The organism is Hyphomicrobium sp. D-2 (assembly GCF_029872155.1).
Classification (GTDB): domain Bacteria; phylum Pseudomonadota; class Alphaproteobacteria; order Rhizobiales; family Hyphomicrobiaceae; genus Hyphomicrobium_A.
In genome coordinates, this window is record NZ_JARXLA010000003.1 from 538,722 (window position 1) to 561,023 (window position 22,302).

Genomic DNA, 22,302 nt, shown 5'->3' on the forward strand with positions numbered 1-22,302 from the left:
CGTCGCTAAATTCTGTTCGCCGGAGCCATGCCGCGCTGGCCGTGTACCGTGGAATTGAGCCTTGTCGTCATCGCAAACAGCCTCTCACTCCGATGCCCCCGATGTTGCGGGGCGCTCCACTGCGGGAGCAGCTGCCGGTGCCAGGGATGCAGGGAAAGGGCGCGCCGCCGCGGCGTTTTCTGCCTGCCTCACCTTTGAGGACGTGCGTCGCAACTTCGGCACAACGCAGGCGCTGGCGGGCGTTTCGCTGGAGATCGATCGCGGTGAGGTCGTCTGTCTGCTAGGGCCGTCGGGATGTGGCAAGACAACGCTGCTGCGGATTGCGGCTGGCATCGAGCGCCCGACCGGCGGCCGTGTGCTCATCAATGGCCATGAGGTTGCGGGGCCCTCCAGCTTTGTCGTGCCTGAGAAGCGCAGCGTCGGGCTGATGTTCCAGGACTTCGCGCTGTTTCCGCACCTGACGATTGCGGGCAACGTCGCGTTCGGTCTGAAGTCGCTGCCGCGCGCTGAAGCCAAGCGCGAGGCGCTGGCGGCATTGAAGCGCGTCGGGCTGGAGCACATGGCGGACGAATATCCGCACGTGCTTTCCGGCGGGCAGCAGCAGCGGGTGGCCTTGGCGCGCGCGCTGGTTCCCCGTCCGGCCGTGATGCTGATGGACGAGCCGTTCTCGGGGCTGGACGTGCAGTTGCGCGACGCCATGCAGGAGGAAACGCTGTCGCTGCTGCGCGAGACGGGCGCCACGGCGATGGTTGTGACGCACAACCCCGAAGAAGCGATGCGCATCGGCGATCGTATTGTGGTGATGCGGGCGGGGCGCCTGATCCAGCAGGGGCAGGCCGAAGCGCTGTATCATCAACCTGCGGATCTGTTTGTTGCGCGGCTGTTTTCCGAGATCAACGAGGTCGCCTATCGCGTCGGCGCTGACGGTAAGATCGATACGCCGATCGGAAAACTTGCGCCGCCGCCGGGGCTGCAGGCGCGCGAAGCGGTCACGATTGGCATCCGCGAACGCGACATTCGCCTGTCGGAAAATGGCGAAGGGCTGTCCGGCCGCGTCCTCGATGCGAAGTTCCTGGGTGATGTCGTGCGGCTCGAAGTGGGCATTGAAGGTTTTGATCAGCCGCTGAAAGTGCGGGTGCGCGAAAGTGCCGGGTTCCGGCAGGGACAGGATGTCCGCGCTCAGGTTGACCCCGAGCGAGCCCTTGTTTTCGCAGCAGAACTACAAAAGTGATGTTTTTGTAAGGTCTTAGCAAGGTTCGGCATGGGTTCGCGCCCTTGCGGTCGCATCCGCTTTCTGCGATACCAAATGAGGCGCGGCAATCTGTGCCAATGAACCGATGCGTTGACGCGGTAGTCTTCGCGGATCAGAGACGCAAACAGAGTAGGAGCGGACGACAATGGGCCTGAGCGGTTGGCATTTGCTCATTCTTGCGCTTGTCGCAGTGCTCGTCTTCGGCGGCAGCGGACGCATTTCCTCCATCATGGGGGATGTCGCGAAGGGCATTAAGAACTTCAAGAAGGGCCTCTCCGAAGAGGAAGAGGGCGAACGCAGCGAGGCCAAGGCCGATCCGCGCGTCATCGATCAGCGTCCTCTTGGTGTAGCCGAGCGCGATTCAACCAAGACCGGTTGAGCGCGCTAGCGACGCTGACGAGTTTTGGCACCGGCGTATACTGCGCCGGCCCGTGGGCGCGCCGATAATCGGAACGACGCATGTTCGATCTGACATCCAGCAAGCTGTTGATTCTGGCCGTTGTGGCGCTGATCGTGGTCGGCCCCAAGGATCTGCCGATCCTGTTGCGTACGATCGGCAAGTACCTGGGTTTGATGCGTCAGCAGGCGGCAGAGTTCCGGCGCCATTTCGATGAAGCCGTGCGCGATGCGGAATTGGGCGATCTGAAGCGTGAGTTTGACAGCGTCGCCAACGAGGTGCGCGCCACCATGCAGGCTGGCTCGCGCGCCATCGATCAGGAACTGCAGTCCGTAGACAAGGTCGCGAACGGCGTCGGAACAGGTGCTTCGGTCTCCGCTGCGCCGACCGCGTCCCGCCCGGCCTTGAGTTCGGATGGTGCACAATCTTCGGCTGGCGGTGACGCCGATGGCGGAGCCGGCCGGGGGGCTGCATGACCAGCGAAGTGACACAGGCGGCTGCCGCAGCTCAGGCCCAGGCGCAACGCGCCGGGCAGGAGGAGATCGACGCTTCCAAGGCTCCGTTGATGGAGCATCTGGTCGAGCTGCGCCAGCGTCTGATCTATTCGCTGATCGGCGTCGGCATTGCATTTGCCGTCTGTTTCGCCTTCGCCAAGCAGATCTATAACCTGCTGGTGCTGCCCTATCAGTGGGCGCACGGTGGCACCGAACCGATCGAAATGATCTACACGGCGCCGCAGGAATTTCTGTTCACCCAGATGAAGCTGGCGCTGTTCGGCGCCATGTGCATCTCGTTCCCGATCATCGCCAATCAGGTCTACAAGTTCATCGCGCCGGGCCTCTACAAGAACGAGCGCCGCGCGTTCATCCCTTATCTGATTGCGACGCCGATCCTGTTCCTGCTCGGCGCGATGATCGTCTATTTCCTCGTCATGCCGATGGCGATGAGCTTCTTCCTGTCGATGCAACAGACGGGCGGTCCGGTTGAGATCCACCTGCAGGCGCGCGTATCGGAATATCTGTCGCTCATCATGACGCTGATTATCGGTTTCGGCGTCTGCTTCCAGCTTCCGGTGGTGCTGACGCTGGCGGCGCGGGCCGGTCTGGTCACGGCCGAAACGCTGAAGAAGGGCCGCCGTTATGCCATCCTCGGCATCACCGCAGCGGCTGCGGTGCTTTCGCCGCCCGATCCGTTCAGCATGCTGGCCATGATGGTGCCGACGATGGGTCTGTACGAATTGTCAATCTGGGCGGTGGAGCGGACGCAGCGTAAGCAGGCGCAGGCCGCATCGTAGTAGGCTTTTTCTGGCGCTCGGCGACTCTCCTTCGGAGAGCTGGCCGCAGTTGTTTGTTGCGCTAAGCGACTGCGCTCCGCGCAGCCGGCCGCCAGCGCGGATTGGCGCGCGCAGCCCCGCATGTCCGCCCCCCACCGTCACTCCGAACCACGTCAGATTCCGCATGTGCGTCTGCCCGTTGGCCTGTCTGTAGACCGATCCCATCCAGCCATCGCTGCTCGTTTTATTAAAAACTGCAACGTGCATTGACCAGACTTGCGCTTCTTGCATGCATCATGCGCGACCTGATCGCGGCTGGACCATCCTATCCGCCCCCACTATACCCTGCGTTATTCGACGACGCGTCGAACCGCGGGTGTCTGGCCGGACGCATGACCGTACATTCTGCCCTAGTTCAACGCGCCGACATTCTGTCGTCATGCCGACGGTCGCCGGCACTACGCAGGCCACCGCACCGCTTTTCGAGGTGTCGTGGATCCCGGCCTACGCCGGGATGACGTTTAATTGTGCGTCGCTAGACCATGATCGCTTCGGGCCCTATCAGTCCGAAGCGTGAATCATCGGTCTCATCAAAAGGACTGGAGCGGCATCGCGATTCGAAGATAAGCGATCACGCTCTAGCGAGCAGAGGCAGCCCGTGTTCGACATCAAGTGGATCCGTGACAATCCTGAAGCGTTCGACGCTGGTCTGGCCCGGCGCGGGCTTGGCGCCCAGTCGGCCGAGCTGATCGCGCTGGACGAAGCACGCCGCTGGCACATCACCAAGCTTCAGGAGGCGCAGGCGCGCCGCAACGCTGCGTCCAAGGAAATCGGCAAGGCCAAGGCCTCCAAGGATGAAGCCACGGCCAGCGCGCTGATGGCGGAAGTTGCCACGCTGAAAGAGTTTCTGACCTCGGGCGAGGAAGAAGAGCGCGTGCTCGACGGCAAGCTGCGCGATGCGCTGTCTGTCATTCCCAACCTGCCGCTTGATGACGTGCCCGAGGGCAAGGACGAGAAAGACAACGTAGAAGTGCGCCGCGTCGGTGAGCCGCCTGCGTTGGCCGGCATCGACAAGCCGCTGCAACATTTCGAACTGGGTGAACGCCTCGGCCTGATGGATTTTGAGCGCGCGGCCAAGCTTTCGGGTGCGCGCTTCGTGGTGCTGCGCGGCGCGCTGGCGCGGCTGGAGCGGGCGCTGGGCGCCTTCATGCTCGATCTGCAAACAGGGGCAAACGGCTACACGGAACACATCGTGCCGCTACTGGTGCGCGATGACGCTGCCTATGGCACGGCGCAGTTGCCGAAGTTCTCCGAAGATCTGTTCCGCACCGAAAATGGCTTCTGGCTCATCCCCACCGCCGAAGTCTCGCTGACCAATCTGGTGCGCGAGGAAATTCTCGACGAAGACGCGCTGCCGATGCGTCTCACCGCGCAGACGCCGTGCTTCCGTTCTGAAGCCGGATCGGCCGGACGCGACACGCGCGGCATGATCCGCCAGCACCAGTTCACGAAGGTCGAGCTGGTCTCGATCACCACGGCGGAGCAGGCGCTGGACGAGCACGAGCGCATGACCGCCTGCGCCGAGGAGGTGCTGAAGCGCCTTGGCCTGCCGTTCCGCACCATGCTGCTGTGCACGGGCGACATGGGTTTTGCCTCGCGCAAGACCTACGACATCGAGGTGTGGCTGCCGGGTGAAAACACCTACCGCGAGATTTCGTCGTGCTCGGTGTGCGGCGATTTCCAGGGCCGCCGCATGAATGCGCGCTATCGCCCCAAGAGCGCCAAGGATACGCGCTTCGTTCACACGCTGAACGGCTCGGGCCTTGCGGTTGGCCGCACTCTGATCGCGGTGATGGAAAACTACCAGCAGGCCGACGGGTCGATCCTCGTTCCGGAAGTGCTGCGGCCCTACATGGGCGGTCTTGAGCGTATCGAGAAGGTTCAGTGACGTGCGCATTCTGGTAACGAACGACGACGGTTACGGCTCGGACGGCATCGAGGTGCTGCGCCGTCTGGCCGAAGAAATTTCGTCCGATGTGTGGGTCGTCGCGCCGGAGAAGAACCAGTCCGGCGCCTCCCATTCGATGACGCTGCATGAGCCGCTGCGGGTGCGTCAGGTGAACGAGCGCGGCTTCATGCTGCGCGGTACGCCCACCGACTGCGTGTTGATGGCGGTGCGCCACTTCCTCATCGACCAGCCGCCAGATCTCATTCTGTCCGGCATCAACCACGGCTCCAATCTGGCCGAGGACGTCGCCTATTCCGGCACCATCGCCGCCGCCAGCGAGGGCGCGATGCTTGGCATCCGCTCCATCGCCATGAGCCAGGTCGGCGGATCGCTCGAGCGCGGGCGTAACGTCTATTGGGATACGCCGCTGACGCACGGGCCGGGCTTGCTGACGCGTCTGCTGAAAATGCAGTCGCCCGCCGATGTGGTGCTGAACGTCAACTATCCCGACTGCCCGCCGGAAGCCGTGGCGGGCGTTGAGATCACGCGGCAGGGCCGTCGCGATCAGGCTTCGCTGAAGATTGATGAGCGCGCCGACCCGTGGGGCATGCCGTACTACTGGTTCAACTTCCAGCGCCCGCCGTCCAGCGTTGTTGAAGGCAGCGACTTGGCGGCGATCGATGCCAACCGCATTTCAGTGACACCGCTCAGTCTCAATCGGACGGACGATGCAACACGAAAAGTGTTAGCCGGTGCGTTCAACGCTTGAAGTCATTCAGCGCTGCTAACCGTTGGATAACGGCGCGTAATTTCGCTGTCGGGGCATTCTGCGGCACGCTCCGATAGCGCGTCACACCGGCTGCGATTGTCACCGCGTCGCCGCTTTCCAGACGCCGCGACGTCCTCAACAATGCACATTGCAGGGCTACTTTTGCTCCACGGCGGGTGAATGCGCGCGCACGCCAGCGCTGTCGATTTTTCTCTGCCATGGAGCGGTTTTCGCAGCACCTGCTGCGCACCGTTAATGCTCCGTTAACCGCTTAAGGGTTAATGGATGATTGGCAGTAAAGGTGCGTAATCATGATGCGTTTTATGCGTTTTAAAAACGGTAGGGCGACGGCTATTCATCCGGCTGGCCGTGCAGCAGTTCTGATGCTGGCATCGGTTTCCGCTGGCTGCAGCGCCTCGGTGGGCTCAGATTTTTCGAGCTTCGGTTTCAGCGACTCTCAGCAGGTCACCTCCTCATCTTCATCATCCTCGGGTCGGCGCGATCCCAACTATCTGGGTAACGACGGCTACGGCAGCGGCGGCTACAGTGCGCCGCGCAGCTATGGTGATGACCGGGTCGCATCGCAGAATTTGCCTGACGCTACGCCTTCTTCGACCGCTTACTCCGGCGGCCGTCAGGGCACGAATTATGCGGCCGCAGATACGCGCTACGACGGCGCCAATTCCTATGGTCGCAGCAGCACCAGCACGAATACGAACACCTACGGGCGTTCGCCGGATAAGCCTGCCAGCAACTACAATTCCTATACCGACAGCGGACGTTACGGCACGGTTGCGCCGTCCTCGACCGCGTCGACAAACCGTTATGATCCGCAGCCGACGCCATCAATGGCAAGCCCCGGCGACACGATCGACGTGCAGCCCGGCGACACGCTCTATGGCCTGTCGCGCCGCTATAACGTGTCGGTCGCTGAGCTCATGCAGATCAACAGCCTGACAAACACCAACCTGCAGGTTGGCCAGCGCCTTTACCTGCCGCAGGGCACGTCCGGGGGCATGGCTTCCGTAGGCACCCGGTATGCACCGCAGCCTTCTTCGCCGCCGACGCAGACCGCCAGCATTCAGCCGCCGCCACCGCCGCCTGTGGCGGATGCCGACAGCCGCTATAACGGCGTCTACACGATGCGTCCGGGCGACTCGCTCTACGCCGTGTCGCGCATGTACGGCGTGCCGGTCGGTGAGCTGCAGCGTGCAAACGGCATCACCGATGCGCGCGGCATCAAGGCGGGCACCGTGCTCCGCGTGCCGACGTCCGGTGGCATGGCGACAGCAAATTCGAACGGCGCGCCGATGCAGCATGTCGCTGTGACGCCTCCGCCGCAGACGACGCAGTACACGCCCGCCGCAGGCGGTAACTCTTCGCAACCGACGATGCTGAACGGTTCTGGTGGTTCGCAATCGACGAGCCTCGGGCAGGGCAGCCAGTACACGCAGGTTGCCACGCGCAACACCAATGATGTGGCTGCCGGTAAGCCGGCCGTTGCATCGGGCAGTGACAAGCTGCGTTGGCCGGTGCATGGCCGGATCATCACCGGCTTCGGCCAGCGGGCTGACGGCACGCACAACGACGGCATCAATCTGTCGGTGCCGCTGGGAACATCGGTGCACGCTGCTGAATCCGGCACGGTCGCCTATGCCGGCGCTGAGCTGAAGGGTTATGGTAACCTCATCCTGCTGCGTCACGATAACGGTTGGGTGACAGCCTATGCACACAACGATCAGCTGATGGTGAAGCGTGGCGACAAGGTGCAGCGCGGTCAGGTCATCGCCACCGCAGGGCGCACCGGTTCCGTCGATCAGCCGCAGGTGCATTTCGAGCTGCGTCAGGGTTCGAAACCGGTTGATCCGGTGCCGTTCCTGGAGCGTGTCGCATCCCGCTGAGGCACACAGTCTGTTCAATAGAAAAAGCCGGGCGTCATTGCCCGGCTTTTTTGTTGTGACGATTGATGGCGGCAGTGTTGGGCTGTGTAAGCCGCGTGCAGGGCGATCTAATTTGCGTTTCGAGCCAACTCGCGGCCATAGAGCTTGCGCAACTCATCCTTGGCCCGCTCCAGAACATCGCGCCGTTCGTCCGACAGCTTGCTGCCAGCGCGATTGATGTAAAACGTCAGCATCGACATCGCAGAGCGATATGGTTCAGATTTGCGGCGTCGGCTGCGCTCGGCCGAACGTTTGAGCGATGCAGCGATTTCGGCAGGATCATCGAGCTTGAAGACGTCCCGCTCCAGCGTCATGGCATTGCTGCGTTTGGTGACGTTGTCTGACCATTGCGCTGATTTGTGATCGGGGGAGGACATCGGCATGAAACCTGATCTGGCGATGGGGGAGCAGCACCGGGCTTTCGTGCCAAAAGCATTGCGGATCGATGATGAACGGACTGACAATGCGCGCCTCACCGCAACCGCTCGCCGTCTGCCAAACACCATTTTAACTCCGCGTTGCTAATTGCCTCTCCGAGGCTGCAACGCTCCTCATGCTGAGGAAGTTCCGCTTAACAGGTGGCTGCGCACCTAACCTTGCAAGCGCTGCATGATGGCCATCGCAGCCTGCGGGGCGCGAATCTTTCCTTCGTGAATGAAGTAGACGAACACGTCGCGCGGTTTCTTTGGCGTTTTGTGTTTGTCATCGACGCGCGGAAGATCGTCCGGCACTCCGCCTGCCGACCATGTTTTCAGCCGTTCCGTCCAGCGGTCGAGCGCCTTGGGCGCATAGCAGGCCTTCTCGGCGTCGCTGCCCTTCTGCAGACGTGCATAGACAAAATCGCCCGTGATATCGGCAATGGCCGGATAGCTTGCATGCTCGGCAAACACCACCGGCATGGCGTGCTGGCGTGCAAGGGCGATGAAGTCCGGAGTGCAGAAGCTCTCATGGCGCACTTCGAGAACATGGCGAAGCTTCACGCCATCAACGGATGGCGGCAGCAGATTGAGGAACGCGCCGAAGTCATCAGCATCGAACTTCTTCGTCGGCGCAAACTGCCACAACAGCGGTCCGAGCTTGTCGCCCAGCTCCAGCGGACCGGACTCAATGAAGCGCTGAATGCTGTCGCCCGCCTCCGCCAGCACGCGCCGGTTTACGGCATAGCGCGGCCCTTTGAGCGCAAACACGAAGCCATCGGGTGTTTCGCTGGCCCACTTGGCAAACGTTTTTGGGGTTTGCGTGCGATAGAACGTGCCGTTCACTTCGATGGTTGGAACATGCTCCGCTGCGTAACTCAGCTCGCGTGCGTGTGCCAGCTTCTCCGGATAGAACGTGCCGCGCCAGGGCTCGAACGTCCAGCCGCCCATGCCTGCGCGAATGATGCCGTGCTTGGCCGTTGTCATCTGCTTTTCGCCCTGCGTTTTGGCACATTCTGACGGTGCCGTCCGGGTCAGGCAGGGTCAAGCGGTTTCGTCGATGGCCTCGCAGACGTTTGTCGCCAGCTGCTTCTGAAGCGCCATCGCGTTGGCGGTTGCGGCACCGACGGTCGTATTATCGAAGATGCACCAGACGCTGCACCCTGCATTTTCCCTGCGGGTTATGTCGGCAGCCAGCGTGTTCAGCCATGCGTCGGAATAACTGGAGTAATACATGCGCGGGCTGCCGTGCAGGCGATAATAGCAGAGGGCTGGATCGCCGCCCGGCCGTGATCCGTCGAGAATTTTTGCCGGATCGGCGGCAACGCGCGCGACCGCGAAAGCCCGCAACAGCGCGTCACTGTCCGCGTCGAACCAGCTTCCATGGCGCGGCTCGCAGGCAAGCGGACCGTGATAGCGCTCGCGCAGCAGTGCAAAGAATGCATCGGCGTCGGCCGATGACATTGCGAGGCTGGGCGGCAGCTGCAGTAGCAGCACACCAAGCTTCGGCCCGAGCGCCGCAACTTCCCCGAGGAAGCTGTCGAGTTCCTCAGTGCAGTTGCGCAGCCGTCTTACATGCGAAATGGCTCGCGGCATCTTCACGGCGAACGCAAATGTATCCGGCACGCTGGCGCTCCATCGCGCATAGGTGCTGGCCCGGTGCGGCCGATAGAATGACGAGTTTATTTCCACCGCGTTGAAGCGGACGGCGTAGCGCTGCAGGTGCGTGCCTGTTTCTGCCGTCGGGAAATGCTGCTGATGTTCGCTGCGCAGCGCCCAACCAGCACAACCGATGCGGATCGCTCGCCGGATTTCGTCCATGCGTTCAGCTTGCCCTTGAAGATCTCATATCAGAGGACGTCGATGCTAACGCGCCGATAATTTTGCCTTCACGATCGGCGGCGCAATGGTTGCTAACCGTTAACCGGTTTGGGCCTGCTCCGGGAAACACCGCTCCGCTAACCCGCCGTTACGTGCGCTCATGCTAGCCATCGCGCTGGTGACATGTCGGCCTGAGCAGGCCGACCATCTTCACGGGCGAGCGGGGGCCGAGTTGCGATTTTTTATCCGAACGCTACAGCGTATCGCCATTTTTTCGATTGGCGCCGTCAGCATCTGGCTCATCGTGTTTGTCGTGTTCGATTTCGCCGACAAGCGCATGCCGGTGGCCATCGCGCTCGCGTTCACATATGCAATCGCCGCCTATGTGGTGTTGCCATATGCGGTCCGCATGGCGCTGAAATTCTCGCAGCTGCGCCATGTGCCAAGTTTTACCGTCGCCGCCGATGGCCTGCCGGCCGATCCCGTCAACGTGGCGCTCTATGGCACCGAAGATGAATTGAAGGCGGCCTTTGCTGCCATCGGCTGGGTCGAAGCTGACAAACTTAACTTCGCTTCTTCCGTGCGCATGGTGAAGGCGTTCGTGGTGAACCGGCCTTATCCCACCGCGCCGTTTTCGACGCTGTTTCTGTTCGGGCGCGGACAGGATATCGGGTTCCAGAAGGCCATCGATGATAGCCCACGCAAACGTCACCACGTGCGCTTCTGGGCGCGGGTGATGCCGAACGATGACGAGGTGCAGTCGGCGCGCTTCTGGCTCAATCAGGAGGTGCCGCCGAAGGGCGCGCGCCTGTCGTGGGTTGGTGCGGGCACGCGCGACACCGGCTTTGGTTTGACGCGCATGACGTTCCAGATCACCCACGCGACAGATTCAGATACCAACGCTGAACGCGACTACATCATGGGTGAGCTGAAGGCCGCCGACTGCATCGGCGAGATTGTTTCAGTACGCGCGGGCGACAGTGTCAGCGAGCACCACGTCAATCATTACGTTACCGATGGCGATGTTGCTGTGGCGGCGTTGGGTAAAGGCGCGGTGTTGCCGTGATGTGATGCGTCGCTTGCTGAACCTGCTCCACCGCGCGCTTGGAGCCTCCTGATGCCTATGCCGGCCCTTGCATCACCGACTTTACATCCTTGAAGACCAGGTCTGGATTTCGTTCAGCCACCCAGTTCAGGCTGAACTCGGAAGGCGCAAGATAAACGTAGTCGCCATCGGCGTCGGTCGCCATTGCGGGGCGGTTGGCCTCGATGAATGCAGTGAGCTTGGCGCGATCGGGCGCTTCGATCCAACGGGCTACTGTGCAAGGAGCGGTTTCGAAGGCGATCGGCAAACCGTATTCATGGATCAGGCGATCACCCAGCACGTCGAGCTGCAGCGCGCCGATCACGCCAACGATCGGCGGCGTGCCATCCACTGGCGTGAACAGGTGCACTACGCCTTCTTCCGCCATTTCGGTCAGCGCGTCCTTCAGCTTTCTGGCGCGGATCGCGTCCTCAAGCCGGATGCGGCGCAGGATTTCCGGCGCAAATGACGGAATGCCGAGGAACTGCACGTTTTCGCCCTCGGTCAGCGCATCGCCGATGCGTAGCGTGCCGCGATTGGGAATACCGACGACGTCGCCCGCGAAGGCTTCCTCGGCGAGCGAGCGATCCTGCGCAAAGAAAAACTGCGGCGCGGTAAGTGCCATCGTTTTATCCGAGCGAACATGTTTCACCTTCATGCCGCGCGTCAGCTTCCCCGAGCACAGCCGCATGAACGCCATGCGATCGCGGTGGTTCGGATCCATGTTGGCCTGGATCTTGAAGATCACGCCGGTCATGGCGGGTTCGGTGGCTTCGATCGTACGGGCGGCGGCGGGACGGCTGAGCGGCGGCGGCGCGTAGGCGATCAGCGCATCCAGAATATCGCGCACGCCGAAATTCCTCAGCGCACTGCCGAAGTACACCGGCGTCAACGTGCCTTCGCGGAATGCCTTCAGATCAAAGTTGCCACAGGCATCGCGCACCAGCTCGATTTCCTCGCGCCATTTCGCAAGGTCGACCGGATCGAGAAGGGTGTCGAAAATCGGGTCGTCGGGCCCTGAAACAGTTTCACCTTCAGGATTTTCATCGACGCGCCGGAAGCGATCCTTCTGCAGGTCATACGTGCCGCGGAAGTTGCGACCCATACCAACCGGCCACACCATTGGCGCGGTATCGAGCGCGAGCACCTGCTCGATCTCGTCCAGCAGTTCCAGCGGCTCGCGCGCTTCGCGGTCCATCTTGTTGATGAGCGTGATGATGGGAATGTCCCGCAGGCGGCAAACTTCGAACAGTTTGCGCGTACGCGATTCAATACCCTTGGCCGCGTCGATCACCATGATGGCGCTGTCGACGGCCGTCAGCGTACGATAGGTCTGGTCGGCGAAGTCTTCATGGCCCGGTGTGTCGAGCAGGTTGAAAACGGAATCCGCGTATTCGAACGTCATCACCGAGGTGACGACGGAAATGCCGCGCGACTTCTCGATGGCCATCCAGTCCGAGCGCGTGTTGCGTCCGTCCTTCTTGGCCTTCACCTGACCGGCAAGCTGAATAGCGCCGCCGAACAGCAGCAGTTTTTCGGTCAACGTCGTTTTACCGGCGTCGGGGTGGGCGATGATGGCGAAGGTGCGCCGGCGGCGTATTTCAGCGGCAAGCTTCCCGGCCGGACTGTTGGCCGGTGCAGAAGGGACGGGCGCGGGTTCGTCGGACATAGGGGCTGCCGCCTGCAATTGGTTGCGCACCGGGGCGCAGGGAGGGAAGGATTTAGCCAGCCCCTTAGCACCGTTCAAACGCGAGGTCGATGCCCGCGGAAGCCGCGTTATTGAACCGGGCAGCTTTAGCGCCAAAAAATGCCATTTGGGAACGGCAACAGCACGGCGCCGATGGGCCTTGTGCATTGCCCCGCGTTCAGGTTGGCGGTTGGGAGCCGGGCGAGCAAGCTCCAAAAACAGAAAAGGCGCTGCTGGAGGAGCCGAGCAGCGCCTTTGAATCTACAGGCTGGCTTCAGATCAGGGTGCAGCCTCGCCCTTGCATTCCTTCATCAGCGCCTCGCGCTTTTCCTTCACCTTCGAGAGCTTCTCCTCGAAGTGCGTGATGGCCTTGTCGTGCTGCGGGGTCGAGCCGCCGGTGTCTTTAATTTCCTTCTTCATTTCCGCGATCACGTTTTCGCGCTTGGAAATGGAGATGTCGGCGTCATTGAGAGCCGTATTGATTTTTGCGTCGGCGCACTTGTAATCGGCGGCCTGGACGGAAGCTGCGGGAACAGAAACAATGACCGCCAGGGCGATCGCTGCCAGAGATGCGTTTTTGATCATTTTGTTTGTCGCCCTTTTGCGATGGTGCGCCAAAGCTATCACACCACAACCGCAGATTGGGCATGAATAATGCGTAATTTTATTGGCCGGAAGGTGGCAAATCCTTCGCGCTAATCGCTGTTTTTACTGCGTTTTCGTCAGCTCTATTGCACCTGCAGAGGCCGGGCTGGCCCGCTGCGGAAGCTGATGGTTTCAGTAAATAAATGGTCGCCGGAAGGGGGCGGGAGCGGCATCACGTGATGCCGTTCGCCGCGCCTCATCCGTCGTCAAACTTAGTTGCTCAGCTTGATGTTGAGCGCGGCGCGGGCAACATCGATGTTGTCGAAGCCAACGCGATCGCCTGGCAGAACGCCAGGGAACGCCGGCGGAATATGCCGTGTCGCGCCGATGTCATAGCGCAGATATTCAGCGCGCAGAGAAACTCCGTAGAATGGCATCCACTCAATGCCGCCACCATACGTCAGGCCGTTGTCGTGCATGCGCACGCGATCCTGGAAGGCGAGTGCAGGCACGTTCTGCGTGAACTTGTATTCGCCGTAGCCCCAGCCGATGGTGCCGAACAGAAGCCAGTTGTTGATGGCCCAGCCGAGGCGCGCGCGGACGCTGGCGATGTGGGACATGTCGCCGGACAACGTCGCCGGGATTGCCGGGATGTTGATCGTGCTGCCACCGTTCGCGAGCGTGGATGCATCCAATTCGAGGCCCAGAAGGAACTGGTCACTCTGCCAGTTGTAACCAATCTGACCACCGATGATGCCGCCGTTGAGATCGAGCGCCGAGAGGCTTGTCGCGTTATTGAAAGTGCCTTTCAGATCCTGCCAGCCATAGCCACCGTGCAGACCGACATACATACCGTTCCATGGATTGCGTACCTGCGCCTCAGACGGCGTCGCGGTAACGATGGCCGCCATTGCAGCGGCGGCAAGATAAAACTTCTTCAAAGCCACGTACTCCCTCGCTCAATTTTTGTTCCCCTCATACGCGGGCTACGCAACGAGACGCAGGGCTAACATGACGGAGCGGGGCTCGAATGTTACCGGGCCGCGGTTGTGCACACAGGCACCGGCTTTTTTCACAGCAGATGAATAACTTTGGCTCGAATTGGCGCGGATTATCGCTTCTGTAAAAAGGCGCTTGCCACTGTTCGTGGCGTCACAGTGCTGCCTGTTGGCGCGTGCGCCAGTACGTCGGGGATGCGCGTCAGCGCATCCGCACGATACTGCGCGGTAAGGCAGAAATGCCTTTTAAATAAAGAACTAGATCGATTTTGCGCGCGGGCTCGATGCCGAATTCAGCATCAGCGCGTGCGGGCGCAAAGCCTGGGTTTAACCGGCGTTGCTGTTTGCCGGATTGATTACCTGGCTCGGGTGGGAAGCCGGGGTGCGCGGATCACTGCGCTTCACGCCGAAAGCTGAAATAATCGCGACGGCGATGGCAAAGATCACAATCGTGCCCACCGTTACGGCCGTGCTGGGCGGAACGGATTTGCCAATGCGCGCAAGCTTGTCGCCTGTGGAGGTGCCGGCTTTTCGGCTGTCTGATGTTTCGAGCAAGTCTGTCATCGGCACGCTCTGATGGGCTCACTTCCAACTAAACGGCGAACACTAATGTCTGTTGAAGTGCGATGGCCCGATTGTCTGCATCCGGCAGCCGGGGCGGTTACAAAGCTGGTATCCCTCATCAAGGGTACATCTCAGCAGGTATTAAGACGCTATAATGCATCAATATTTTTCGGGTGGGCATGCATCAGGATGCCGCTGCCAAACCTAGGTCAAGTCTGGTTGGCGATGGTAGCTACCCTACGGGGTAGGCGTGGCAGGCGGATGGTCGCGGCATTGCTCGGGTGTCATGGCAACTCGCTGCTTCGTCACTTGAACAGCGACGTGAGCGAGAAGGACGATCCTTCGATAACGGGTGGCGCTTCAGCAACCTGCGTGTGTGGTTCATCGATGTAGACGTTCACGCCCGTCGCGCGTCCATCCTTGATCAGCGATGCAACATAGGACCAGCCTTTCGGCTCCATGCCGATGCACGCTTCAGACATTTCGCCCTTGAGCCGCACATGGATGGCAATGTTGCCGCGAGCTAAAATGGCCTTCTTCTGCTGCGGCGTATACTGGTCCTGGTTCCAGAGTTTGCGCAGCCAGATGCCGGCGACGTTGCGCTTTGTTTTAGGCCCCCAGTTGATACGGCGGGCTTTGTCGGACGCGAATGAGTATTCGCCGGGTGGCAGCGGCCCGACAGCCCTGGCGGCCAGACACTCCGGATCGGGGTTGTTGCGGCAGACGTCGCGGCCGGAAAGCGCCCACGTGATCGTACGACCGTCGATGGCGGCATTGTCGGAGATCACGAAAAGCCGGCCAGTGCGGATTGTGTAGCCAAGTTTGAAGTTGCCCGCTGATGTCGGCACTTCACGCACGACATCCTGGAAAGGCTTGCAGATTTCGCCGCCCGAAAGTTTGCGCCGGAAGCCGTTCAGGCTGATGGTGACATAGTCGACGTTCGACGAGCAGTCCCACATCGGCAGCATCTTGCGATCTTTCAGCGCCGCGAGCACGGTTTCGGAAGCGGGCGTTTCTGCGCGCGATCCGCTCTGCTTCCCTGCCTTGGTGTCCCGCCCGGCGACCTTCGATTTGGCCGGCGGCGGCTTCACTTCAACCTTCAGGGTTGTGTCCCAGGGTGCTGCTTCCGGAGCAGGGTCGGCAGGCAGCGAGGCCTCAACGATCGTGCCGTCCTCGTCAATCGTGCCGCGCGGCAGGGATCTGATCTGCTGGCATCTGGATGTCAGCTGCGGCGGGGTGATCTGTTTGACGGCGAGTTGGCGGGCCAGCGCACTGGGGGCGCCTTGCTCGATGTACGCGCTGATAAGCTGGTGCTGCACTCCAAGTTGTTCCGGCGACAACTCAAAGATGCACTCTTCATAGATTTCGTCGCCCACCTGGCTGAAAATATCGGCGAGTTGCGCCGCTGCAGCGGAAGGGGGCGGCGGCTCAGGCGTCAGGTTGGCGCCACTAGTGCTGATAGAGCCGGAAAAATCGGGTATCTGCGCCACAGCAGGCACAGCCGTCAGCACGAGCATCGCGGCGGCAATGCCCCATGCTCTAAAGCCAAGTTGTGCTGTTGTTTTCTGCACGCAGTCCAACCCCGATTCACGACCGCAGACAATTTCGTACTCCGAGAGTCGGGGCAATACCATGGCGCCGATTTTGCCCCTATCGTTCAGGTATTTGGCGGGTCGTCGGATTGCAGCAAGCAAGTTGGGGCAAAAAACCGCTGATGTTTGTCAGGCGCATGGCGGTGGCGCCCGTTCCGGCTGTCGCATCGCGGCGCTATTGGTCGCAAACGCACGACAGCCCATAAAGGTCGTTCATTTACCTTGCCGTGCTATAGGCGATCCTGAAATCCTCACTCGCTCGGAGACATCCATGTCGCAAGACACCAACAAAGAAGACATCAACGCTGCCATCGAGCGCCTGACGCAAGAGAATGCCGAACTCAACGGTATGGTGCTGGCTACCGGCGTTATTCTGACTCAGCTTCTGCAGGCCATGACGCTGCGTGAGCTCAATCCGTGGAATTCGGCCACGCGTATCGTCAATAACGCCCAGAGCGCGATTGAAGGCTTTGCAGCCAGCGATTCCAGCCCGCGCGCCCAGGCTGTGAAGGAGCGTGCGCTCACCGCCATCAAGCAGTTTGAAGACCAGCTCCGCTCGGTCCTCCCGACCTGAACCGCACCGGATTTCAGGCAAGAAGGAGCCGGTTACGCATCCGGCACAAAAACAATGGTCGCGAAGCTTTACCTTGAGGATTTCGCCGTCGGGCAACGCTTTGAAAGCGGAAGCCATGAGATGACGGCCGAAGCTATCAAGCGCTTCGCGGCTGAATTTGATCCGCAACCTTTCCATCTCGATGAAACCGCGGCCAAGGATTCGCTGTTCGGCGGGTTGGCGGCCAGCGGATGGCATACGGCCTCGGTCACGATGCGGCTGCTGGTCGAGGGTGGCGCGCCGATCGCAGGTGGCGTCATTGGCGGCGGCGGCGACATCACCTGGCCGCTGGCGACCCGACCCGGTGACGTGCTGCGGGTGACCAGCGAAATCGTGGAAATCAAGCCATCGCGCACGAAGCCGCATCGGGGCATGGTGATCAGGTGCGATCGGAAACCGAAAATCAGCGCGGCGAGACCGTGCAGATCATGGTTTCCCGGTTGGTGGTGCCGCGCAGGCCGGACGGTGTGTCCGGACCCGCCGTGTAATCTGGCCACGCTGCGTAAAAAGCAAAAAAATACGGTATGTCATGGTGTTACGTAGCGCCTGTCGCCGCGCGACTTATCGACAGCGGCGGAATAAATGTGTCGCGATTGCGACACCGGCTCGCCGGTTGCACCCGCGAAGCAGCTTCGCTCTTGCGGAAAAATGGCCAGCCCGCTTCGTTGGGGATGAAGATCAGATGACCCTTGTCCTGCCACAGTATTGCGGCAGGCTAGCCTGAGGGTTTTCATTCAGGGCGATTCAATGATGCGGACGTTTGCAGTGCCAGCTTTGCTGTGGGGTTTGGCAACTGTATGGGCCGGACTGTTCGGCGCAATTCAGCCGGCGACGGCGCAGTTGCTTTGGGATTGGGACGGTGAGCGCAAGACCGATGGCAGCGGCCGTCGTGTGGTCTCGTTTGACGAGAAATATACGCCCGGCCAGATCATCGTCAGCTTCACTGACCGCAACCTGTATTTCATCCACGAGCGCGGCAAGGCCATCAGCTATCCTGTAGCTACGCCACGTGAGGAAGATCGCTGGCAGGGCGTGACCACGGTCACGGAGAAGCGCGAAAATCCGGCCCTGGCGGCCTACGCCTTCAATGCTGAAGGAAGGATCCGCGCCTGCCAAGCTGGGTTCCGGGCGGTCATCCGATGAATCCGCTGGGCGTGCGCGCGCTTTATCTCGGTTCGAGCTTTTATCGCATTCACGGCACCGATGCCCCTTGGACCATCGGCACGGCGGCGTCCAAGGGCTGCATCCGCATGTACAACAAGGACGTGCTGGATCTCTATCCGCGCGTTCCCCGCGGAACACGCGTCACGGTAACGTGGGAACGCTTCCGGTCAGAAGAGATCTCGCAGACACCGGTCGCAACCCGCCGTGGTAGCCGCTCGCTTGGTGGTCCGCGTTTGCGCAACATGCAGAGCAACGAGCTGCCGCGTCAGGCCGTCGAAAGCTGGGCGAACTGATCCGGATAACGGGCCGCCGGGCACCGGTTGAGATCTGTTTATCGGCATAGAGAAACGGCGCGCCCCCTCACAGGGCGCCCGCTTTTGCATTCTAGCAACTGTCGGCGGTCCGATTAGCCGCCGTCCCACCGTCCGTCCAAGCGGCTCCCGCTCAGCTTTCCTGACCGGACTTCAGCTCCGCATACTTGGCCTGCGCCTTCTTGAACTTGCTTTCGAACAGCCACATCGCGTCGAGGATCTCGCGGTAGGTGGCCGAGGTCTTGGCGCGCTCCTTCTTGCCGAATGCAAACATTGAGTTGTTGCGCAGATAGCCCATCACGCGCGGACTGGTGATGCGGTAGTTCATGAAATCGCCGGAGCTAAGCGCGGCCCGTGTGGGTGTCGGCACGATCTGGATGAGCTGGAAAAACTTCATCTGATCGATTTCGTTGGGCAGCACCTTGGTTATTTCCGGTAGCTGCGCAAACAGGTCTGCGTGCGCGTTCATCAGCCCGTTACGCACGGCGACCCAGTGATTGTAGCGCTCGTCGATGCCGCGTGCGCGCGCAGCCTCCTTTGCGTCACGCTTGGCGACGTCAGGGGCAACTTTCGCGATCCGCTCCTTCAGGCCGTTCCACTTGCGCTTGCCGTTCGTATTTTCTTTCGGACCGGTTTGCAGACTGCCCTTGTAAGTCTTGGAGCGGCCATTGCCGATGTTCTGATTGCCGTTGGTTTCGGCGAAGAAGATACCAAGGCTGATGCGCCCTGCAGCGTCGGCTGTTTTCTTGTCGAGGCCTTGGGCCAGACCGATGGCGCGGCCGATGTCATACACGTCCTTGAACGGAGTGTTTGATGCCTGTGCAAACTTCGGCGGTGCCTGCATGTTCTTGAAGAGTGCAGCGTACTCTTCAATCAGCGGCTCGATCTCCTTGTCGAAATACGCTGGCGGCACATCGAAGCGATTGGGCGGTCCAATACGCTCCGGTATCGCATCGGTGAGATCCTTATAGGTGCTCATCACCTTGACGCGCGCCAGATACACTTCCTGTCCCGGCCGGTTGGCCAGTTTGGCGTTGGCATCGATCTGGCTCCGACGCTCAGCCAACACCCGTTTGAAGTCTGCCAATGCCGCGTCATAGGCAGCAACGGCATGCGCCTGCTCGCGTGTGAGTTTGGCTGGCAGACGTTGTGCGTGGGCGGAGGAAACGGGTGAGAAGCTACCAGCGCCAGGGAAATGCCCGGACGCCGAAGCGGTAAGCGCAAGGATGAGCGCTGCGGAAATTGATGCCGGTTTCATTGTGTCTGGTTACGCGAGTTGCGTGAAATTTTCCAGTCGCAGCTTCCTTAAGATATTGTCATCTCCGCGTCATTGGGCTGCGTTTGTAGCGAAACTCAGCGTAGTGATGGTGTTGCTGTTGATGCTTGTGCGGCACCGCGCCGCGTTAAATAAGTTAAGGAAATTGCGGAACGCACACGGACGAGCCGCGTTTTTGCTCCGTAACACAACGGAGGACGATCATGATCAGCCGCACAACTCTCGCCGCCATCCTTATTGCGGGTACTGCAACTGGCGCGTTGGCAGAAATGAAGCTGGCGGACGTGAAGGTGAATACGCCCGGCGTAAAGGTGCAGGCGCCAAGTGGTGGCGTTGAACTTGATGTCGATGTCAATCGCGGCGCAGTGAATGCCACTGTGATGCCGACCGTTGATTGGGTTGGCCGCCCGCTATTCTCAATCGACGGCAAGCGTCTTGGCGAGGTGGCGCTGGTGAACGGCGAAGACATCTACGCCGATATCGGTGGCTTCCTTGGATTGGGCGAGACACGCGTCAAGTTGGGCGCAAACCAGATCGGCAGCGCAACTGATGAACGCGTCGTGATTAAGCTGACCGAGGAGGAAGCAAAGGATCTTCCGAAGGTCGATAAGAACGCTACGGTTCAATAATCCATCGCGACGCTCGTGCCCCGACCGCGTGATGCGGGGCGCACCGGGACGGAACGTAAAACACGTCAATGAACCGGACGCACATGCGATAGGCCTCCGGTTCAAATGATCGATACGACAACGGCGGCGCTCATCGAGAGCGCCGCCGTTTGTGTAGAGGGCACAGGCGGTTCAAACCGCCCATGTTTTAGTTCGCAGCGGCTTCCGCCTGGTTGCGCTCTTTCTTGGCAATCTTGGCTTCACGCTTCTTAGCGTTCTCAGCCTTGCGCTGGCGGGCCTGGATCTGCTTGCGGCGCGAATCCGACATCGTGGGCATGGGTCTCTCCAATAGGTTTGAACGGGTTGGTCAGAAGCGCCGTCGGGCGCGGATTTCCCGCCAGCCTCATAGCCTCCCGCCGGGCCGGTTGTCAGCCCCATAATTGCCGCCGGTCCTGAAACCGGCGGTTTTGCTGCTGCTGCCCGTTAACGAACAGCCTCATCGGGCTGCATGGCGCTCGGCCCAGAGCAACAATCGGCCAACATAGGGCTTAATTTGCGCCCCTAGCGGCCTTGAGTTGAGCCCTCAGTGCTGTTCGGCAGGGATTTCGCGGCCGAGCCGGTCGACGTAGGCGATGCCGACCGCCGACAGGATAAACACGATGTGGATGATGGTCTGCCACATCACGCCAGCTTCAGTGAGCTTGGCGCCATCGGATCCCAGATTGCCAGCTTCAATGAACGTCTTGAGAAGATGAATCGACGAGATGCCGATGATGGCCATCGCCAGCTTGATCTTCAGAACGCTGGCGTTCACGTGGTCGAGCCATTCGGGTTGATCGGGATGACCGTCCAGCTTCAGGCGCGAGACGAAGGTCTCATAGCCACCGACGATCACCATGACGAGCAGGTTGGAGATCATCACGACATCGATCAGGCCAAGCACGATCAGCATGATCTGCTGCTCGCCGAACGATGTCGCGTGCAGAACCAGATGCGCCAGTTCCTTGAGGAACAGGAACACATAGACGGCCTGGGCGATGATGAGGCCCAGATACAGTGGAACCTGGAGCCAACGTGAGCCGAAGATCAGGGAAGCGAGCAGGGAAGTGGGTGACGGGTTCGCGTCGCGAGCCATATGGGTTGCGCCTGTCCGTTGCTGTTCGATGATAGGTGACGGCCCATATCACAGGAGACGGACAGTGCGGAATGAGACAACGCGCGGCGGCTAAACCGTCACGCGGCAAATGCCGCAGCAAAGGGCATTTGATCGGAAAGGCTACGGCCTATTTGAGCGGCTTCACTTGCTGCAATTTGGTTGCGGAGCCAGAGAAGCGCGGCGTTCACATTTATTTGAACGGCGCTATGCCGCTATCGTGGTCGCTGTTTGCCAGCATCTGAATGTGCCGTACAAAACGATCGTAGGCTTCGAGATAGGGGCCATCAACAAACTCTTCAATTCGGGTCAGCATGTTGTTTGCCGTCCAGAAATTGAAGCGCAGCATGACATCCAGAACTTCGCCAGTATTCTTGTGGCGATAAACGCCATGTACCGACGCGGTGCTGAAATCAGGTCCAGAAACAATCCGTCTGAGGGCGAACCGTTCGATCCAAAACGTCGTCAGCACAAGCGTGATGCGGAATTCAACGTCTTCACGGCCGTAACTGCTGGCTGCCCACGGAACCCGAATGCCGTCGACATTGACTAGAAAGATGATGTCCGGATGCATGACGTTTAGAACGCGCTGAACGTCTCCAGCAGCCCAGGCGCGTATGGCATGTTCTGCGATGGAGCAGTCTTCCTCGAATGACACGGCAGCGAATCCAATGCGTAAGTCCCGCGGATTCATCACGCGTCGCACCAATCGGGATTGTTTCTAAGGTGCAACCTGATGATTACGTAACAGGTAGCTCGGATGATGTTTCGCAGCAAGAATATTAAACGGCAATCATTTGCCACGATGGATTTGCGCCAGTGCGCAAAGGGTAAAATGCACCGGCATGCTG

Annotated in this window: 26 protein-coding genes; 14 read left to right on the forward strand and 12 right to left on the reverse strand. The window is 60.5% G+C overall.

Translation table 11 applies throughout. The annotated features are described in order from the left end of the window. Nucleotides 1-61 precede the first annotated feature (61 nt). From QEZ49_RS08355 to QEZ49_RS08385, 7 genes are all read left to right on the forward strand, one after another. Nucleotides 62-1,231 (forward strand): ABC transporter ATP-binding protein, encoded by a 1,170-nt coding sequence (locus QEZ49_RS08355; RefSeq protein ID WP_280385916.1) that lies wholly within the window; start codon nucleotides 62-64, stop codon nucleotides 1,229-1,231. 166 nt (nucleotides 1,232-1,397) lie between these two features. Then, nucleotides 1,398-1,631, forward strand: coding sequence for a twin-arginine translocase TatA/TatE family subunit (tatA, locus tag QEZ49_RS08360; RefSeq protein WP_068461046.1), 234 nt, complete (start codon nucleotides 1,398-1,400; stop codon nucleotides 1,629-1,631). Between the two features lie 80 nt (nucleotides 1,632-1,711). After that, complete coding sequence (tatB, locus tag QEZ49_RS08365; protein ID WP_280385919.1) at nucleotides 1,712-2,125, forward strand: Sec-independent protein translocase protein TatB; 414 nt, start codon at nucleotides 1,712-1,714, stop codon at nucleotides 2,123-2,125. After that, entirely contained in the window at nucleotides 2,122-2,943 is an 822-nt protein-coding gene (tatC, locus tag QEZ49_RS08370; protein WP_280385921.1) for a twin-arginine translocase subunit TatC, read from the forward strand. Before tatB ends, tatC begins: the two co-directional genes overlap by 4 nt. A gap of 637 nt (nucleotides 2,944-3,580) precedes the next feature. Next, nucleotides 3,581-4,870, forward strand: coding sequence for a serine--tRNA ligase (gene serS / locus QEZ49_RS08375; RefSeq protein ID WP_280385923.1), 1,290 nt, complete (start codon nucleotides 3,581-3,583; stop codon nucleotides 4,868-4,870). A 1-nt stretch (nucleotide 4,871) separates the two neighbouring features. Further along, a complete protein-coding gene (surE, locus tag QEZ49_RS08380; protein WP_280385925.1) occupies nucleotides 4,872-5,639 on the forward strand; it encodes a 5'/3'-nucleotidase SurE in 768 nt (255 codons plus the stop codon). A gap of 323 nt (nucleotides 5,640-5,962) precedes the next feature. Next, nucleotides 5,963-7,540: a peptidoglycan DD-metalloendopeptidase family protein gene (locus QEZ49_RS08385; protein ID WP_280385926.1), complete on the forward strand. Its 1,578-nt coding sequence runs from the start codon at nucleotides 5,963-5,965 to the stop codon at nucleotides 7,538-7,540. Nucleotides 7,541-7,647: 107 nt separating this feature from the next. Here QEZ49_RS08385 and QEZ49_RS08390 read toward each other — a convergent pair whose 3' ends face one another. Further along, a complete protein-coding gene (locus tag QEZ49_RS08390) occupies nucleotides 7,648-7,956 on the reverse strand; it encodes a DUF3175 domain-containing protein (RefSeq protein ID WP_280386016.1) in 309 nt (102 codons plus the stop codon). A gap of 4 nt (nucleotides 7,957-7,960) precedes the next feature. Here QEZ49_RS08390 and QEZ49_RS08395 point away from each other — a divergent pair, with 4 nt between their 5' ends. Next, nucleotides 7,961-8,104 (forward strand): hypothetical protein, encoded by a 144-nt coding sequence (locus QEZ49_RS08395; protein ID WP_280385928.1) that lies wholly within the window; start codon nucleotides 7,961-7,963, stop codon nucleotides 8,102-8,104. Between the two features lie 65 nt (nucleotides 8,105-8,169). On the opposite strand, the gene QEZ49_RS08400 is transcribed toward QEZ49_RS08395, so the two are convergent. Together QEZ49_RS08400 and QEZ49_RS08405 are read right to left on the reverse strand one after the other, a co-directional pair. Next, on the reverse strand, nucleotides 8,170-8,982 hold the full coding sequence (locus QEZ49_RS08400) for a DUF72 domain-containing protein (protein ID WP_280385930.1): 813 nt from the start codon (nucleotides 8,980-8,982) through the stop codon (nucleotides 8,170-8,172). 57 nt (nucleotides 8,983-9,039) lie between these two features. Continuing rightward, nucleotides 9,040-9,816 carry a DUF72 domain-containing protein gene (locus QEZ49_RS08405; RefSeq protein ID WP_280385932.1) on the reverse strand — a complete coding sequence of 259 codons (777 nt, stop codon included), beginning with the start codon at nucleotides 9,814-9,816 and terminating at the stop codon, nucleotides 9,040-9,042. A 232-nt stretch (nucleotides 9,817-10,048) separates the two neighbouring features. On the opposite strand from QEZ49_RS08405, the gene QEZ49_RS08410 reads away from it, so the two are divergent. Next, entirely contained in the window at nucleotides 10,049-10,882 is an 834-nt protein-coding gene (locus tag QEZ49_RS08410; protein WP_280385934.1) for an LssY C-terminal domain-containing protein, read from the forward strand. Between the two features lie 55 nt (nucleotides 10,883-10,937). Here the strand turns inward: QEZ49_RS08410 and QEZ49_RS08415 are convergent, their stop codons facing one another. From QEZ49_RS08415 to QEZ49_RS08435, 5 genes are all read right to left on the reverse strand, one after another. Further along, nucleotides 10,938-12,569 (reverse strand): peptide chain release factor 3, encoded by a 1,632-nt coding sequence (locus tag QEZ49_RS08415; protein ID WP_280385936.1) that lies wholly within the window; start codon nucleotides 12,567-12,569, stop codon nucleotides 10,938-10,940. Nucleotides 12,570-12,866: 297 nt separating this feature from the next. After that, the gene (locus tag QEZ49_RS08420; protein WP_068461070.1) at nucleotides 12,867-13,172 is read right to left on the reverse strand and encodes a hypothetical protein; all 306 of its coding nucleotides are present in this window, start codon (nucleotides 13,170-13,172) and stop codon (nucleotides 12,867-12,869) included. 272 nt (nucleotides 13,173-13,444) lie between these two features. Next, the gene (locus tag QEZ49_RS08425) at nucleotides 13,445-14,119 is read right to left on the reverse strand and encodes an outer membrane beta-barrel protein (protein WP_280385938.1); all 675 of its coding nucleotides are present in this window, start codon (nucleotides 14,117-14,119) and stop codon (nucleotides 13,445-13,447) included. Nucleotides 14,120-14,497: 378 nt separating this feature from the next. Then, nucleotides 14,498-14,734: a hypothetical protein gene (locus QEZ49_RS08430; protein ID WP_280385940.1), complete on the reverse strand. Its 237-nt coding sequence runs from the start codon at nucleotides 14,732-14,734 to the stop codon at nucleotides 14,498-14,500. Nucleotides 14,735-15,039: 305 nt separating this feature from the next. Further along, complete coding sequence (locus QEZ49_RS08435; protein ID WP_280385942.1) at nucleotides 15,040-16,305, reverse strand: tlde1 domain-containing protein; 1,266 nt, start codon at nucleotides 16,303-16,305, stop codon at nucleotides 15,040-15,042. A gap of 61 nt (nucleotides 16,306-16,366) precedes the next feature. Here QEZ49_RS08435 and QEZ49_RS08440 point away from each other — a divergent pair, with 61 nt between their 5' ends. The 4 genes from QEZ49_RS08440 to QEZ49_RS08455 all read left to right on the forward strand — a co-directional run bounded on the left by QEZ49_RS08440 (nucleotide 16,367) and on the right by QEZ49_RS08455 (nucleotide 18,396). Next, a complete protein-coding gene (locus QEZ49_RS08440) occupies nucleotides 16,367-16,900 on the forward strand; it encodes a hypothetical protein (protein ID WP_280385944.1) in 534 nt (177 codons plus the stop codon). 54 nt (nucleotides 16,901-16,954) lie between these two features. Continuing rightward, nucleotides 16,955-17,482 (forward strand): MaoC family dehydratase, encoded by a 528-nt coding sequence (locus QEZ49_RS08445; RefSeq protein ID WP_348534799.1) that lies wholly within the window; start codon nucleotides 16,955-16,957, stop codon nucleotides 17,480-17,482. A gap of 207 nt (nucleotides 17,483-17,689) precedes the next feature. Further along, nucleotides 17,690-18,082 carry a hypothetical protein gene (locus tag QEZ49_RS08450; RefSeq protein ID WP_280385946.1) on the forward strand — a complete coding sequence of 131 codons (393 nt, stop codon included), beginning with the start codon at nucleotides 17,690-17,692 and terminating at the stop codon, nucleotides 18,080-18,082. Continuing rightward, the gene (locus QEZ49_RS08455; RefSeq protein ID WP_280385948.1) at nucleotides 18,079-18,396 is read left to right on the forward strand and encodes a L,D-transpeptidase; all 318 of its coding nucleotides are present in this window, start codon (nucleotides 18,079-18,081) and stop codon (nucleotides 18,394-18,396) included. Before QEZ49_RS08450 ends, QEZ49_RS08455 begins: the two co-directional genes overlap by 4 nt. 151 nt (nucleotides 18,397-18,547) lie before the next feature. Here the strand turns inward: QEZ49_RS08455 and QEZ49_RS08460 are convergent, their stop codons facing one another. Continuing rightward, nucleotides 18,548-19,672 carry a hypothetical protein gene (locus QEZ49_RS08460; RefSeq protein WP_280385950.1) on the reverse strand — a complete coding sequence of 375 codons (1,125 nt, stop codon included), beginning with the start codon at nucleotides 19,670-19,672 and terminating at the stop codon, nucleotides 18,548-18,550. A 221-nt stretch (nucleotides 19,673-19,893) separates the two neighbouring features. Between QEZ49_RS08460 and QEZ49_RS08465 the strand changes: the two genes are divergently transcribed. Further along, nucleotides 19,894-20,319: a hypothetical protein gene (locus QEZ49_RS08465; protein WP_280385951.1), complete on the forward strand. Its 426-nt coding sequence runs from the start codon at nucleotides 19,894-19,896 to the stop codon at nucleotides 20,317-20,319. A gap of 187 nt (nucleotides 20,320-20,506) precedes the next feature. Here the strand turns inward: QEZ49_RS08465 and QEZ49_RS08470 are convergent, their stop codons facing one another. From QEZ49_RS08470 to QEZ49_RS08480, 3 genes are all read right to left on the reverse strand, one after another. Continuing rightward, nucleotides 20,507-20,635 (reverse strand): hypothetical protein, encoded by a 129-nt coding sequence (locus tag QEZ49_RS08470; RefSeq protein ID WP_276510020.1) that lies wholly within the window; start codon nucleotides 20,633-20,635, stop codon nucleotides 20,507-20,509. Between the two features lie 246 nt (nucleotides 20,636-20,881). Beyond that, on the reverse strand, nucleotides 20,882-21,433 hold the full coding sequence (locus tag QEZ49_RS08475) for a TIGR00645 family protein (protein WP_280385955.1): 552 nt from the start codon (nucleotides 21,431-21,433) through the stop codon (nucleotides 20,882-20,884). 211 nt (nucleotides 21,434-21,644) lie between these two features. After that, entirely contained in the window at nucleotides 21,645-22,160 is a 516-nt protein-coding gene (locus QEZ49_RS08480; RefSeq protein WP_280385957.1) for a hypothetical protein, read from the reverse strand. Nucleotides 22,161-22,302: the final 142 nt, after the last annotated feature.